The organism is Motilimonas sp. 1_MG-2023 (assembly GCF_030547455.1).
Taxonomy (GTDB): domain Bacteria; phylum Pseudomonadota; class Gammaproteobacteria; order Enterobacterales; family CBDFNC01; genus Motilimonas.
Map to the genome: position 1 here is coordinate 36,714 of NZ_JAUOPX010000033.1, position 14,492 is coordinate 51,205.

At 43.4% G+C, this 14,492-nt stretch carries 14 protein-coding genes and 2 tRNA genes; 11 read left to right on the forward strand and 5 right to left on the reverse strand.

The features are described 5' to 3' along the window. The first annotated feature begins 40 nt into the window (after positions 1-40). Complete coding sequence (locus Q4519_RS15860) at positions 41-604, forward strand: helix-turn-helix domain-containing protein (protein WP_232799542.1); 564 nt, start codon at positions 41-43, stop codon at positions 602-604. Positions 605-641: 37 nt separating this feature from the next. Here the strand turns inward: Q4519_RS15860 and Q4519_RS15865 are convergent, their stop codons facing one another. The 3 genes from Q4519_RS15865 to Q4519_RS15875 all read right to left on the reverse strand — a co-directional run bounded on the left by Q4519_RS15865 (position 642) and on the right by Q4519_RS15875 (position 2,713). Beyond that, on the reverse strand, positions 642-965 hold the full coding sequence (locus Q4519_RS15865; RefSeq protein WP_303513886.1) for a DUF2834 domain-containing protein: 324 nt from the start codon (positions 963-965) through the stop codon (positions 642-644). 26 nt (positions 966-991) lie between these two features. Beyond that, positions 992-1,228, reverse strand: a complete 237-nt coding sequence (locus Q4519_RS15870; RefSeq protein ID WP_232799544.1) for a helix-hairpin-helix domain-containing protein — start codon at positions 1,226-1,228, stop codon at positions 992-994. 69 nt (positions 1,229-1,297) lie between these two features. Next, positions 1,298-2,713: a DUF2867 domain-containing protein gene (locus Q4519_RS15875; protein WP_303513916.1), complete on the reverse strand. Its 1,416-nt coding sequence runs from the start codon at positions 2,711-2,713 to the stop codon at positions 1,298-1,300. A 72-nt stretch (positions 2,714-2,785) separates the two neighbouring features. On the opposite strand from Q4519_RS15875, the gene Q4519_RS15880 reads away from it, so the two are divergent. The 6 genes from Q4519_RS15880 to Q4519_RS15905 all read left to right on the forward strand — a co-directional run bounded on the left by Q4519_RS15880 (position 2,786) and on the right by Q4519_RS15905 (position 7,651). Beyond that, on the forward strand, positions 2,786-2,965 hold the full coding sequence (locus Q4519_RS15880; RefSeq protein WP_303513918.1) for a DUF2986 domain-containing protein: 180 nt from the start codon (positions 2,786-2,788) through the stop codon (positions 2,963-2,965). Positions 2,966-3,223: 258 nt separating this feature from the next. Further along, entirely contained in the window at positions 3,224-3,700 is a 477-nt protein-coding gene (locus Q4519_RS15885) for a hypothetical protein (protein ID WP_303513919.1), read from the forward strand. A gap of 195 nt (positions 3,701-3,895) precedes the next feature. After that, positions 3,896-4,831, forward strand: coding sequence for an MbnP family copper-binding protein (locus Q4519_RS15890; RefSeq protein WP_303513922.1), 936 nt, complete (start codon positions 3,896-3,898; stop codon positions 4,829-4,831). A 5-nt stretch (positions 4,832-4,836) separates the two neighbouring features. Beyond that, the gene (locus Q4519_RS15895) at positions 4,837-6,000 is read left to right on the forward strand and encodes a methanobactin export MATE transporter MbnM (protein WP_303513923.1); all 1,164 of its coding nucleotides are present in this window, start codon (positions 4,837-4,839) and stop codon (positions 5,998-6,000) included. Beyond that, complete coding sequence (locus Q4519_RS15900; protein WP_303513925.1) at positions 5,997-7,163, forward strand: TonB-dependent receptor; 1,167 nt, start codon at positions 5,997-5,999, stop codon at positions 7,161-7,163. The genes Q4519_RS15895 and Q4519_RS15900 overlap by 4 nt, the downstream gene beginning before the upstream one ends. A 26-nt stretch (positions 7,164-7,189) precedes the next feature. After that, complete coding sequence (locus Q4519_RS15905; protein ID WP_303513927.1) at positions 7,190-7,651, forward strand: copper chaperone PCu(A)C; 462 nt, start codon at positions 7,190-7,192, stop codon at positions 7,649-7,651. Between the two features lie 78 nt (positions 7,652-7,729). Here Q4519_RS15905 and Q4519_RS15910 read toward each other — a convergent pair whose 3' ends face one another. Beyond that, positions 7,730-8,965, reverse strand: coding sequence for an outer membrane protein transport protein (locus Q4519_RS15910; protein ID WP_303513932.1), 1,236 nt, complete (start codon positions 8,963-8,965; stop codon positions 7,730-7,732). A 556-nt stretch (positions 8,966-9,521) separates the two neighbouring features. On the opposite strand from Q4519_RS15910, the gene Q4519_RS15915 reads away from it, so the two are divergent. Together Q4519_RS15915 and Q4519_RS15920 are read left to right on the forward strand one after the other, a co-directional pair. Next, on the forward strand, positions 9,522-11,744 hold the full coding sequence (locus Q4519_RS15915; protein ID WP_232799551.1) for an NADP-dependent isocitrate dehydrogenase: 2,223 nt from the start codon (positions 9,522-9,524) through the stop codon (positions 11,742-11,744). A gap of 99 nt (positions 11,745-11,843) precedes the next feature. Continuing rightward, positions 11,844-13,268, forward strand: coding sequence for a transporter substrate-binding domain-containing protein (locus Q4519_RS15920; protein ID WP_303513934.1), 1,425 nt, complete (start codon positions 11,844-11,846; stop codon positions 13,266-13,268). Here Q4519_RS15920 and Q4519_RS15925 read toward each other — a convergent pair. Further along, positions 13,265-14,047, reverse strand: a complete 783-nt coding sequence (locus Q4519_RS15925; protein WP_303513936.1) for an ABC transporter substrate-binding protein — start codon at positions 14,045-14,047, stop codon at positions 13,265-13,267. The genes Q4519_RS15920 and Q4519_RS15925 overlap by 4 nt on opposite strands. A 278-nt stretch (positions 14,048-14,325) precedes the next feature. Between Q4519_RS15925 and Q4519_RS15930 the strand changes: the two genes are divergently transcribed. After that, positions 14,326-14,401, forward strand: a tRNA-Val gene (locus Q4519_RS15930). 16 nt (positions 14,402-14,417) lie between these two features. Beyond that, positions 14,418-14,490: transfer RNA gene (locus tag Q4519_RS15935), tRNA-Val, on the forward strand. The last annotated feature ends 2 nt before the right edge of the window (positions 14,491-14,492 follow it).

Below are 14,492 nucleotides of genomic sequence, written 5' to 3' on the forward strand. Positions count from 1 at the left end.
CTTGTGCGCTATAACGCACAAGAAAAGATTAAGGAATAATATGCAACCGGATAAATCAGTTGGGGAAAACCTACGACAATTACGAAAAGAAAAAGGCTGGAGTCTAGACGTTGCAGCGAAAGCGACAGGCGTCAGTAAAGCGATGTTAGGTCAAATTGAACGGGGAGAATCGAGCCCCACTGTGGCTAAGCTTTGGCAAATCGCATCAGGTTTTAATACGTCTTTTTCTCGCTTTATTGCCCCGCCAGGCAGAGAAATACTTGAGAGTATGTTTAGAGATGCCGCCGAGTTGCGCCAAGAAAGCTTAAATAAGGGATTCTTTGTCAGCCTATTATTCCCTTTTGAACAAACCCTTGGCTTTGAAATTTTTGAAATTAGTTTGGCACCTCATTATCAGCACCAATCTGAACCTCATAATTTAGGCGTAACAGAACACATACTTTGCATTAGTGGTGAGATGGCTGTTCTCTTTGCTGATCAATGGCATCCATTAAAAGCGGGTCAGGCCGTGCGTTTTAATGCTCATCAACCACATGGCTATAAAAATTTGGGGACAGAGCAAGCCGTGTTTCATAATGTTATCCATTACCCTAGCAACCCATGAAGTAGGCTACGAGCAAGGCTTTTACCCAGTACATGATCTAGCATCGTACGCTGGTTTTTTGCTGTTTTTCCTTTAAATATAGATACAAAGGTAAACCACAAGAAACACCAACGGTTAGGATTGCAACAATGGCGACCTGGTAATATTTGATTCGATTGCGAGTACCATCAACAACAATGAAAACCAGTGAAACGATCGCCGATACCAACACATCTAACCATGCAAAAGTACTGATAGCGTTTACTGTCGCTTGCTCAGCAAATAAAACAATGTCGACACCATTTGCGAACAACCAAGGTACAAAAGCGCCATAGGGCAGCACCGTACCGAGTATGGCTAATACTAAATAAAGTTTTGTCATAAACAATTCATGTGATTTCAGGCTGTTTAGAGGCCTTGTTTAGCCCGAGCAATAGCGGCCTCAATGGCTGACTTGGCTTGGGGACTGTTTTTCCAGCAGGTTGTGCGCAACATTGAAGCAACCATCTCTGCGATATCATCAGCTCGATATTTTGCTAAATCTGAAAACGTCTCTATGCCTATCTCTTCAAATCTTTTCAGCACCGTAGGCCCGACCCCTTTAAGCGCCAATAGCGCTTCGCGCTCTGAATCAGAAAATGCCATTTTACCTCCTTAAAGCCCAGAAATATTTATAAAATACAACATAATACATTGATTAATTTGCATAATATCCTATTTAGCTAATTTGGCAATACTGTTGGCCATGCCATTGAGTAACAGCCGATGCCATGGTGCAAAAAAATACCAATAGACTAGCCCCAAAAAACCCGCAGGATGCCAAAGTAAATCGATTTGTAGCACACAACGCTCTTCACTCAATGGCGTTAATCTGATTTGCATACCACCACCACCGGGCGCTTTCATGCCAAATTTCATAACCAATAAACGCTCATGGATCACGCTTAAGATCCGCCATGAGTCAACTCGTTCTCCCTCTATTAGTGCTTCCTTACTGTCACGACCATGGTTTCTACCTTGCCCAGCAAAAATATGATCTATCCATTCGCGCATCGCCCACAAGAAATCACCATAAAAATAGCGATGTTCTCCACCTAGTAGATTCAGTACTCGCCAAACATCAGCGCAACTTGCATTTATCTCAAGTCGGTGGCTGGCCTTTTTGGCATAAAAGCCATGTAGCGAAGAGAAATTTCGAAATTCAGGCACACCATCCTGCCACTCTTTAGGGTAAACGGTAATTTTTTCAGTTTGTAATACTTCATCAATGGCTTGTTCAAAATTTAACAATGGTTGAGGTATCAACGATTGCAATGATTTACCATTACCTTGTAATGGCTCATCCAAACCTGCTAATAATGCTTGGGCTAATGATTTAGGCACAGAGGTAATAATGCCCAGCACTCGCTGCGTCCAGCTAATAGGTAAGCCGGGGATCGCGAAAATATGACATGGCTTACCCAAACGCTTAGCTAATCGTTGCATCATTTGCTGATAACTGAGCCAGTCGGGGCCAATGGCGTCGTAAATCTTGCCTGCTGACTCAGGAAGTGAGGCTAAGGCGGCCAGATAATACACCACATTTTTTATCGCGATGGGCGGGGCTAACGTTTTAATTGACGTAGGTGAAAAGAATACAGGAATATGCCCGACTACATCACGCATCACTTCAAAAGCAGCCGAGCCTGGGGCCACAATAATACCAGCTCGCAATTCGGTCACAGGAATAGCAGAGCTAGCCAGAATATGCCCCGTGGCAACGCGTGATTTCATATGCTCTGAATGAGGGTTGCCTGAAACTAAGCTGCCTAGGTAGATAATGCGTGTTACCTGTGTGCCCTGCACTGCGGCCACTAAGTTACGAGCGGCTTGTTGTTCTACCTCACTGTATAATTCACCATCGCTCATGCCATGCATCATGTAATAGATAAGCTCGATACCATCAAGGGCTTTACTGATGGAATAAACATCGAGTAAATCCAAAGTGAATCGTGAACAAGGCAAATTGGGCCAAGGACTGGGCTTATCAGGATTGCGCGAACTGATACGCACCTGATGCCCTTGTGCTACTAACTGTGGTACTAAATGGCGTCCTACTGTTCCTAACGCGCCAATCACTAATATATTCATCCAGCAGGTCCTTATGCTCAGGGTTATTCTTCGCTATAATAGCCGTTACTTTAGCTTAATCGTTTAACAATCATGAACCGTAAAAAGAAAATCAATCAAGAATTGAAGAAACGCCAAAAACAAGCCAATTCAAAAGTACACCACAGTAATAAACCAAAATATATTTCCAAAGCTGAGCGAGAAAGGATAGCGCAAGAGCAAGCACAGCTTCAAAATCAAACAGATGAGGCTAGCCCGACGGACAACGTGTAACTCCAGTATGCTCAGCCACACCTGCTGGGCTTTCTTGCCGAACTCTCTGTATATAAGCGTCAACCGCTGTTAGCTGTCATGACTCAGTGATGAAATACCCCCTTAAGCGAGCTACCAAGTATCATTGAATAATGATCAAATAAACGATCACAAACTTGTTACATTTGCGATTTATTTTTGCTAACATCCGCCACGCCTGCCTTGTGTAGAGTGCTACCACTTAGATGTTAATGCAGTAGGTTTATACAAAGTTAATGCATGGATAGATTAACCCCTCAATTTGGAACCCAACGACGCATGACCTACTTTGTCATCGTTGCTTTGCTATTTCAAATTTTTATCTCTGCCACTGTGTTGCTAAATCCTGCACTCGTCACCCACTCAAGTTGGCTCAATTCTGCCCTTGGCGATAAAGTGTTAATCTGTACTTCAACAGGCTTTAAATGGGTCGACATCAACGAACTGGTCGAAACCAACCAAACTAATCTGAGTGAAAACACACCCACATCATCTAACCAAGCAAATACCGAGCACGACAGCGTTACTTTCACCTGTCCTTTGCTTAAAGCCTGTCAGTATTACGCACTATTAGCCGCTTTGTTAGTTTTAGTGCTAACGACTTGGTTAGCACGCAATAAAATCGCCATCCCCTATTACCTTTATATTTGTTCACTGCAAAAGGTTTATTTGCTAAACGCGCCTAAAACCTCTCCTCCCGCTCAATTTTTAGCCTAAGTCTGGTCAAACACACACAACCGTTTTTTAACGTATTTGTTTTGTTGCTAAACACCAGTCTTAACCAATCTTAATTCAGTTTTACCCTTGATGGCATGTAGCTGCTTTAGCCTACTGCTGTCTGACTTCTCTGGTTTGTGCATTGCACAAAGTGGTCTCGCAATTTTTAGCGAAAAATATATAAAGGAATATAACATGTCGAATAAATACCAATTGAAGGCGCTTGCTTCTAGCCTATTCGTTTCTAGCGTTCTTATTGGCTGTGGTGGTTCGGGCGGTGGCTCACCCGTAGAAACAACAGCCCCTGTAGACCCCGTACCGACAGTAGAGCCAAGCGCGCCGCCAGCCTTGCAAAATGTTGAATTAAAATTTGCCGCTCGCGTCGGTGAGCAACCAGTAAGCTGCCAAATAATGGACACAGCGATAGCCGGCACTCAAAACACCCAGCCTGAGTTTACCGATGTACGCATGTATATCTCTGAAGTTATCTTAATCAATGAAACGGGTAAAGAAGTCGCTTTGGAGTTAACTCAAGATAAAAAGTGGCAATACAAAAATGTTGCTTTACTGGACTTTGAAACCGGCCAAGACAATTGCGCTAATGGTAATGAAGCCCTTAATCACCTTATCAAAGGCACCGTACCAACAGACAAATACACCAGCGTTAAGTTTACCTTAGGTGTACCCGCCGAGCTTAACCATTATGGCATCGATGGTGACGACGCCGTATCACCTCTAGACGTCATGGGCATGAACTGGAGCTGGCAAAAAGGCCACAAACATTTGCGCATGGACATCAAAGGTTGGAACCTTCATTTAGGCACAACGGGATGTGAAGTGACTGACTTAGCGACAGAAACCGTCGACTGCAGCAACTCACGACCAAACCGACCAACATATCAGTTTGATAGTATCGATATTGCTAACAGCACCATCGTATTTGATTACCAAAAACTGGTCGCCAATAGTGATTTAACCACCAACCAACCACAAACACCACCGGGCTGTATGTCATCAGCCACTGACGCAGACTGCGGCAATGTATTTACCAAACTCGGCTTAGATCTGACAACCGGCCAATGTATAGGTGGCGATTGTAGCGCAGCGCAAACCTGGATCACTGTGGAGTAATGAAGATGTCAGCAAACATGTTTAAGGGTTTGCTGACACTGTTTACTGTGCTGAGCATGGTAGGCTGTGGCAGTGGATCAGATTTTGAAGTGGTCGCCCCAAGTAATGATGTTAATCAGGCCTTCGACTATCAAACGGGCCCACTGCCGCAACCCAAAGAGCCGCAGGACAACCCCGCAACGGAAGAAAAATACCAATTAGGCCGTCATTTATTTTATGACAAACGCCTTTCTGGTAATCAAACACAATCCTGCGAGTCTTGTCACCAGCAAGCCCTCGCCTTTACCGATGGCAAACAACGTCCCCTTGGCTCGACCGGCGAGCTACTGCATCGAAATTCGCAAAGCCTGACCAACATTGCCTATAACGCCACTTACACTTGGGCAAATCCGATTTTAAAAGAGATAGAAAACCAACTAGTGATCCCACTGTTTGGTGAGTTCCCGGTAGAATTAGGTATAAACGATGGAAATAAAGACGAAATCTTAAGTCGCTTTCGTGACGATCCTCTTTACCAAAAGTTGTTTAATGAAGCTTTTCCTGATCAGCAAGACCCCGTGACGCTACCAAATATTATTAAGTCATTAGGCGTCTTCAATCGCGCATTGATTTCCAAAGACTCCGACTTTGATAACGGCACTATGAGCAATGCCGCTATTCGCGGACAAACCTTATTCAACAGTGAAAAAATGGAGTGCTTTCATTGCCATAATGGCTTTAACTTTACCGACTCAACGCTACACAACGACAGTGTATTTGTCAGTAAACCTTTCTTTAATACTGGCTTATATAACCTAGACGAGGAAGGCAGTTATCCCAATATAGATAACGGGCTCTTCCAAGTAACAAACAATGTCAGTGATAAAGGAAAGTTTCGCCCCCCTACTTTACGCAACATTGCCTTTACCGCGCCATATATGCACGACGGCAGTATCAATACCTTAGAACAAGTACTTGAGTTTTACGCCGCAGGTGGCCGCAATATTGAAAGTGGAGAGCATGTCGGTGATGGTCGCTTAAACCCAAACAAGAGTGAATTTGTAAAAGGCTTTACCATGAGTGAGCAAGAAAAGTCTGATTTACTCGCCTTTTTACATGCACTCAGTGATGAGGCATTTTTAACCAACCCAAGATACGCCAACCCATTTGAACAGGATCTGGCAAAATGAAAAAACATACTTCAACCCGCCTTTTATGCCTGTTGCCGGCTCTATTTTATGGTCAAATAGCCACAGCTGAGGACGGCCAAAAACCTAGCTTACTTGAGCGCACAACAGTGCAAGGAAACGTGTTTGCTCAAGGCGGTTATTATCAAGCAAGTGATGATGTTACCGCCGGACAAATTCCCGGCATTGTCACCAATGCAAGCGCGCATAATATGGAGCAAGGCCTACAGCTGATGCATGCTGAGCTCGGCATGTTAGTCGCCCTTGAAAATATTGTCGCAGGTAAAATCATTCTGGGTAGTCATCACGGTGAAAATATTGAACTTGAAGAAATGTGGCTACAGCCTTATCTCGGGCAAAACTGGCAACTGCGTATAGGCAGGCAATTAAATAGAATCGGCTTATATAATGCCACACACGACCATGATTGGTTATTTCTAGACGCTAATTTGTCGCAACAAGCTTTTCTTGGCGGTCAATACAGTGATGATGGCGTGCAATTGACCTACGCCATTAATGCACATGATTTCACAGCTTGGGTCAGTCGTGGCAATCATTACCCAGCGACAGAAAAAACAACTGGATCGGCGCCTCAAGCTTTAGGTATCACTTACCGCTGGCATCATTTTGTGGCGCAACACCAACTCACATTAGTCAGCTCTTGGGCACGTTTCTCTGCTTCGCAAACCAGTCCACTTGGCTCTGATGGCCATAGCCATTCACATCACGCCAACATCCCAATTAGTCTGGCTGGCGATACTGAATTATTTACACTTGGGACACAGTGGCAGTGGCAGCAATTTGGCTGGGATCTTGAACTAATGGGACAAACCATTGACGCTTCGATAAAAGATACGCAGCAAATTGCCGCTCATTTAACAGCAAACAATATTGGTCTTAATTCGCAATGGTATTGGCAATGGCAAAACCTGCAACTAGGCCTGCGCTATGAGTGGCTAAAAACCGATAATACCCTTAGCCAAAACAGCCGTGACTTTAACACCGTTCTAAACAGCAAAAACCATAACCCAGAGCGCCTAAGCTTAGTTGCAAATTGGCAATTTTCACCCGGCCATTTCCTGCGCATACAGGGCAATCTCGACAATACAACACCAAGTCAAGAGCACGCTTATTGGCTAGTTTATCAAGGCAACTTAACCTGGTAACAACCTTTCATATCTAGGAGAAAACAATGAAAAAAACATTAATTAACGCCCTTGTAGCGATTGCATTTTTTGCCGCCATTCCTGCGCATGCACATGATTATGGCGCCAATAGCATCAAAATAGATCACCCTTGGAGTAGAGAAGCGCCGCCCAATGCTAAGGTGATTGCAGGCTTTTTCCAATTGAAAAACAACGGCACAGAAGATGACTTTTTGATTTCTGCAAGTACACCTGTTGCCGATCGCGTTGAGATCCATACCCATATCATGGAAGATGATATGATGAAAATGCGCCAAGTGAACAGCGTTCGCATCGGCGCAATGAACACGGTAATGTTTAAGCCGGGCAGCTTTCATTTAATGATTTTTGAACCAAAGCAGTCATTTAAAAAAGGCGAGCGATTTCCAATGACATTGACGTTTAAACGCGCTGGCACAATAGAGATTGAAGTAGCGATTGAAGAAAACAACCACCAGCATGCTCATTAAGATCCGGTAAGTTTACCTTAGCTTGATAAAATCCAACCATCCCCCAATTAGGGGGATGGTTAACATTAGTTACACCCCTTAGAAGCTGCGGCTGTATTGTAAGCCGACTAAAATTGCGTCAGCATGGGTTGTGCCCTTTAAGTTTGAAAAGCTTGATGTTTCAGTAACCTGAACATCTTCACCAAATAAATAAGTTGCCCCAAAATCAATGCTTGATACTGGGCTGATATGGTAGCTAAAACCAGCTGAAAGCCAGTTGCGATCCGAATCTGGTACTGAAATAGACGTCACTTTATCTTGCGCACTGGTATCATGCATATAACCAGCTCGCAACGTCCAATCTTGATTTAAGTAGTAGGTCCCACCAATCGCGTAGTGCATGCCATTTTGCCATTCATAATCATTGATAATGCCATGACCTTTTGACTTCAATACATCAAACGATGACCAACCGATCCACTGCACACTGTAGTGTACCGCCCACTGTGGGCTGACTCGATGATAACCCGAAAACTCAATCATGTCGGGTAAAGGCATGTATAGGGTATCGTTTGAGATAGACGGGTTTGCAGGGTTACCGGCAAATAAAATGTCCCCTTTCGCTTCTAGTTTAGGGCTGTAACGGTAAGATAAGCCGTAGCGATTCGCCTCATTGACCTCATACACCACCCCGAGATTAAAGCCAAGGGCAAAACCATCTGCGTCAATATCCAAAATAGTACGTTTACCCGCAGGCGTATTAGCAGCTCGCTTCATTTCGCCCTTACCGTAAATCAGATCAAGGCCGCCACCGATGCTCCATTGAGCGTTGACGCGATAAGCTAAACTGGTGCCGATATTAAAGCTTTTAACATCAGTCAGGTCGCCAAATTCAGGCGCGGTAAAGCTAGAATTGAACTCTGTTTTGGTACCAAAATTTGAGTAAAGGTTCGCTCCCCAAGTAAATTGTTCATTAATGGGTATGATCACGTGTAAATTAGGCGCAACCGAGGTTCCCCCAGCATTGTCATAATTTGAAGGAAAGCTTTGCCCAGGCGCAAAAGCAGAAGTGTAAGTTGCATTTTTAACACTAATATCGGTTTCCAATAGCACAAAACCTAGCGACATAGCTGCTTTATCAAACAATGCCATGGCGGCAGCATTACGTGCCATAACCGATGCATTATCAGCAATCACAGCATCACCAGCAAAAGCGCGACCTAAGCCAGTAGCAGATTGAGCATTCAGCTGAAAACCCGCCGCCCACGTTTGCGTGGCTAATAATGCCAATGAACCCGTAGCTAAACGCATACCAAGCTTGTGTTTATTTATCATATTATTCCCTATTTTGCTGTCTGCACGAGGGTGCTTATTTTTAAGGGCGGCGATTCTACAGGCTTACTGGAAAATAACAAATCACCCTTATCTCAAATTCACTGCTGTCTATTGAGTAAGACTAAAATTAGCAACCGCGAAAACAACTTAAACATTTAACATAGAATTAACATTAGCTAACTATTGGCATAGATAAAGCCGATCTGCATGAAATATTGAGAGAAAAAGGAACAAGTTGCGTTTTTTCATGAAACGAAAACGCATTTTGGTCACTTTTTGCTTTCTTTTTCGATGAATTTCATTAACATCCCTTGGGAATTTTTTACCTGAATTAGGTAGGATTGGGCGCAATATATCTCTCTTGTTGGGAAATAAATTACAAGCGGCCCCGTCAGTGCTAGACTGCACTGGCTTTTTTGCAACATTTAAAGCTATTTAGCGTACGCGCAATAATGCCATGGTGCTTGGTTAATTGAACAGGCACTAAAAAACAATAAAGTACGCTTTAGATTGTCTTTTCTTGACTTACAGCTCGACTGAAAAACGAAGGAATATCATGACCAAACCAACTTCAAAAATCATTTACACTATCACTGACGAAGCGCCAGCACTGGCGACCTACTCTTTCCTTCCTATCGTGAAGGCATTCACTGAAGCTGGTGAGATAGCAGTAGAAACAAAAGACATTTCCCTAGCTGGCCGTATCATTGCCAATTTCCCAGAAAACCTATCTGAAGCACAACGTCAATCAGACGCACTTGCTGAATTAGGCGAGCTAGCTAAAACGCCAGAAGCAAACATGATCAAACTGCCGAATATCAGTGCTTCTGTACCTCAGTTAGTGGCAGCCATTAAAGAGCTACAATCACACGGTTATGATTTACCTGATTACCCAGCTAACCCAGCGAATGATGAAGAAAAAGAAATTGCGGCACGTTACGCAAAAATTCTTGGTAGTGCAGTAAACCCTGTATTGCGTGAAGGTAACTCAGATCGCCGCGTCGCTGCCCCCGTTAAAGCTTATGCACAGAAAAACCCACATTCTATGGGTGTTTGGAGTAAAGATTCCAAATCACACGTTGCGCATATGCAAAGTGATGACTTCTTCGGTAGTGAGCAATCAGTAATCGTTGAACAAGCTGATGACGTGAAAATTGAATTAGTCGCGAAAGATGGCACTGTTTCAGTATTAAAAGCATCTACCCCACTTAAAGCAGGTGAAGTCATTGACTCTTCTCGCATGAGTGTTAAAGCACTGCGCGCTTACTTTGAAAAAGAAATTCAAGATGCTAAAGATTCAGGCGTATTACTTTCTCTTCACTTGAAAGCAACCATGATGAAAGTGTCTGACCCTATCATGTTTGGTCACGCTGTTTCGGTTTACTTTAAAGATGTATTTGAAAAACACGCTGAGCTGTTCAAAGAGCTGAAAGTGAATACCAAAAATGGTTTTGGTGATGTTGTCGCTAAAATTGCTACCCTACCAGCGGATAAGAAAGCCGAAATCGAAGCAGATATCGCAGCGGTTTACGCTAAACAGCCACCACTAGCAATGGTTGACTCAGATAAAGGCATCACTAACCTTCACGTACCAAGTGATGTGATCATTGATGCATCTATGCCTGCGGCAATCCGCTCTTCTGGTCAAATGTGGGGCCCTGATGGCAAGCTAGCAGATACGAAAGCGATGATCCCTGATCGTTGTTACGCTGGCATCTACCAAGAAACGATTCAGTTCTGTAAAGAAAATGGTGCATTCGATCCAACGACTATGGGTAACGTAGCCAACGTTGGCTTAATGGCACAAAAAGCGGAAGAATACGGTTCACACGACAAAACGTTTGAAGTACCAACAGATGGCACTATCCGCGTGGTAAACCAAGCAGGTGAAACTGTGATGGAGCATGCGGTTGAAGAAGGTGATATCTGGAGAATGTGTCAGGCGAAAGATGAGCCAATCAAAGATTGGGTTAAGCTTGCTGTTAACCGCGCCCGTGCTACCGGCTCGCCAGCTATCTTCTGGTTAAACGAAGCGCGTGCTCACGATGCTAACCTAATCAAGAAGGTAAACACTTACCTAGCAGATCACGACACTGCAGGTCTAGAAATTAAGATTTTATCTCCTGAAGATGCGATCAAATATACCCTAGATCGCGTTAAAGCAGGTCAAGATACGATTTCTGTAACAGGTAACGTACTGCGTGATTACCTAACTGACTTGTTCCCTATCCTAGAGCTAGGTACCAGTGCGAAGATGCTTTCTATCGTACCGCTACTAGCGGGTGGTGGTTTATACGAAACGGGTGCGGGTGGTTCAGCGCCTAAACACGTACAGCAGTTTGAGCAAGAGTCACACTTACGTTGGGACTCATTAGGTGAGTTTTTAGCTTTAGCTGTGTCTATTGAAGATTTAGGCCATAAAAATGACAACGCACAAGCGCTGATCATTGCTGAGGCACTAAACCAAGCAACCAGTAAGCTACTAGACAGCAACAAGTCACCTATGCGTAAAGCTGGTCAACTAGACAACCGTGGTAGTCACTTCTACCTAGCAATGTACTGGGCACAAGCGCTAGCAGCGCAAACTCAAGATGCTGCGCTACAAGCACATTTTGCTCCAATGGCCAAAGCACTTGAAGACAACGAAACAACTATCCTAGCTGAGATTGCTGCCACTCAAGGCAAGCCTTCAGATATCGGTGGTTACTTCCAGCCAGACTTTGCAAAAGCATCTGCGGCAATGCGCCCAAGTGCAACCTTAAATAGCATCATCGGCTAATCAATGGTTTTCAACTAGTCATTGATAACAAAAAGCAGGCTTCGGTCTGCTTTTTTTTATCGTGAATGTTAAGTTGCGTTCAGGGAGAACAGGTGGCACATGAAATGGTTTTTATTGTTACTCAGCAGTTATTTATGTAGTCATATAGCGTTGGCAAGTCCAGAGCAAGACGCATTTTTACCCTACTACGCACAACAGCCATTCACTGGAGACTTAGATGAAATTAAACAGCGACGTGTTTTACGCGCCCTGGTTAGTTATAACAAAACAGACTTTTTTATTCGTAAAGGTAAAATCCTCGGTCTACAAGCTGAGCTGCTCAAACAGTTTGAAAAGAGTATAAATAAAGGGGTGAAAAAAGAAGTTGATAAAGTGAAAATTAAATACATTCCCGTCCCTTTTGATCAGCTAATCCCTGCTCTTAATGAAGGACGAGGAGATATTGTTGCTGCTTTTCTAACAAATACCCCGCAAAGACAAAAAGAAGTTGCATTTGTGGCGAGCCTGAGCAGCCAAGTAGATGAACTGCTCATTACAAGCCACAAACACCGAGATGTGAACCAACTTACGGATCTCGCAGGCATGACGATTCATGTGCTTGATGACAGTAGTTACATTGAACATTTACACACCATAAATCGCATTTTATCCAAGCAAAACTTAGCGCCAATTGAAATTATTCCAGCCAATAGCTTTTTAACATCAGAAGACCTGGTAGAAATGCTCAATGCTGGCATGATCCAGGCGACCGTCATCGATCAATATAAGGCCGAATTATGGCTGAAAATTTTTACCGAGCTTAAAGTACATCACCAACCTATTAGTATTAATAATCAAGTCGGATGGGTAACAAGACGCAACAACCCCAAACTCAATAAATATGTATCAAGGTTTATTGATGGGCAGGCAAAACAAGGCACGCTCTTGGGGAATACATTATTTAATCGTTATTATAAAAATGTAAGCTGGGCCAAATCAGCCAATCAACTTGGCAATAAAGACAGTGCTGTTTATCAGCAATTTGTTTTAGCAGCCGAAAAATACCATCTCGATGCCATTGCCCTATTAGCTCAAGCTTATCAAGAGTCCCACTTTAACAATAACTTGGTAAGTCCCCGTGGAGCGGTTGGTATTATGCAACTATTGCCAAGTACCGCTAAAGATATGGGGGTACAAGACTATCGATCTCTCACTGGTAATATTGAAGCCGCAGCCCGTTACATCGTTTGGTTGAAAAAGCACTACCTCAACGATCATCAAGTCAGCGATGAAAATGCCCTTGCCATGGTCTGGGCATCGTATAATGCCGGTCCCAATAAATTTGCTAAAATGCAGCAACGCGCTGAGGCAATGGGACTGAATAAGAACATTTGGTTTGGTCAGTTAGAAATTGCCGCAGGCTTAGAAACAGGAAGGGAAACGGTGCAGTATGTATCAAACATCTATAAGTACTATTTAGCTTACAAGCTGTCTTTAGCCCTTAGACAAGAAAAACAAGCGGTAAAATTACAACTAACACATTAGTTTATTGTAACGTTAACCTTTTTAAACCAATTATCTGGGGCTAAATAACTATCTATAATGGCTTGATAGCGCCCCGTTTCCTTAAGATGATCTAAGCCTGCATTGAAGTCTTGGTTAAGTTTCGCGTCAGAGAAAATAACCTTATAGTCAACGCTGTTGAAAATGGGGTGCAAAGCCATTTCCGCCTCATAATTAACGCCTTGATTGATGGCAAAATATTTAAATATTTTCTCGTCTAGGACAATGGCATCGGTACGTTTGGAAAGCAACATCCTTATTTGCAGATCTTGTCGTGACTTTTCGCTATATCTACTATTCCTTTGCACCACCTCCCCATAGTGTGGTTCAAGATAGCTTGTTGCGTTTTGGAACGCGACAATCGACAACCCCGCTAAGTCTGCAATGTTGGCTATTTCTATGTTCGAAGATTTAAGGGTGACCGCTATGTTTTTATACCTAATATGGCTATTTGAATAGAAGCCAGCAAGATAGCCTGATCCTTCATTTACGGGCGCTGCGGCATCAACAAAACCGCTAGCCAATGAAGGAATTAAGCGAGCAAAAGGAACAAATACTGGCGTCAGTGTATGGCCCTTGTATGCGAGTGACTCTTTAATTATCTCTAACTCTAAGCCTGATTGTTGTTCAGATAAGTAATAGGGTGGCAAAGCAAGTCCAACGGCTAGGCGAATTTCTTTAGCTTGGCTAAAACTTGGCGCTGAAATGAGCAAGCCTATTAACCATTTACCAATGAATTTCATAAAGTCTTTTTCAGGCATTGTTGAGAACCATTATCGAATCAAAACCTAACAATAGTAGAGATAGGCATAAAAACTTGAGTCTGAGATAATCACTTGGAAGCGACATAAGTCACTGTTTTGGTTTTTTTTAGCCAGCAGCGGAACGTTATCATTTCTTACTGCTGAATTTAACAGCACAAAATGAATAAACAATGACCAAGTAAATCATTTTCAACAAAAAACCCTTGCCTGCATGGCGGGCTTTGGTAAACTACGGCTCGTTCTCAAGTGACGAGGACAATTTAAGAAAAAGAAATGCTCGCTTAACTCAGTTGGTAGAGTGCCGCCATGACATGGCGTAGGTCACTGGTTCGAGTCCAGTAGCGAGCACCATTTCTTTTATTCTTATGCTCGCTTAACTCAGTTGGTAGAGTGCCGCCATGACATGGCGTAGGTCACTGGTTCGAGTCCAGTAGCGAGCACC

Bases quoted from the DNA above. Each gene is read 5' to 3' on its own strand.
- Q4519_RS15860 (WP_232799542.1), top strand. From the start codon at position 41: ATGCAACCGGATAAATCAGTTGGGGAAAACCTACGACAATTACGAAAA.
- Q4519_RS15865 (WP_303513886.1), bottom strand. From the start codon at position 965: ATGACAAAACTTTATTTAGTATTAGCCATACTCGGTACGGTGCTGCCC.
- Q4519_RS15870 (WP_232799544.1), bottom strand. From the start codon at position 1,228: ATGGCATTTTCTGATTCAGAGCGCGAAGCGCTATTGGCGCTTAAAGGG.
- Q4519_RS15875 (WP_303513916.1), bottom strand. From the start codon at position 2,713: ATGAATATATTAGTGATTGGCGCGTTAGGAACAGTAGGACGCCATTTA.
- Q4519_RS15880 (WP_303513918.1), top strand. From the start codon at position 2,786: ATGAACCGTAAAAAGAAAATCAATCAAGAATTGAAGAAACGCCAAAAA.
- Q4519_RS15885 (WP_303513919.1), top strand. From the start codon at position 3,224: ATGGATAGATTAACCCCTCAATTTGGAACCCAACGACGCATGACCTAC.
- Q4519_RS15890 (WP_303513922.1), top strand. From the start codon at position 3,896: ATGTCGAATAAATACCAATTGAAGGCGCTTGCTTCTAGCCTATTCGTT.
- Q4519_RS15895 (WP_303513923.1), top strand. From the start codon at position 4,837: ATGTCAGCAAACATGTTTAAGGGTTTGCTGACACTGTTTACTGTGCTG.
- Q4519_RS15900 (WP_303513925.1), top strand. From the start codon at position 5,997: ATGAAAAAACATACTTCAACCCGCCTTTTATGCCTGTTGCCGGCTCTA.
- Q4519_RS15905 (WP_303513927.1), top strand. From the start codon at position 7,190: ATGAAAAAAACATTAATTAACGCCCTTGTAGCGATTGCATTTTTTGCC.
- Q4519_RS15910 (WP_303513932.1), bottom strand. From the start codon at position 8,965: ATGATAAATAAACACAAGCTTGGTATGCGTTTAGCTACGGGTTCATTG.
- Q4519_RS15915 (WP_232799551.1), top strand. From the start codon at position 9,522: ATGACCAAACCAACTTCAAAAATCATTTACACTATCACTGACGAAGCG.
- Q4519_RS15920 (WP_303513934.1), top strand. From the start codon at position 11,844: ATGAAATGGTTTTTATTGTTACTCAGCAGTTATTTATGTAGTCATATA.
- Q4519_RS15925 (WP_303513936.1), bottom strand. From the start codon at position 14,047: ATGCCTGAAAAAGACTTTATGAAATTCATTGGTAAATGGTTAATAGGC.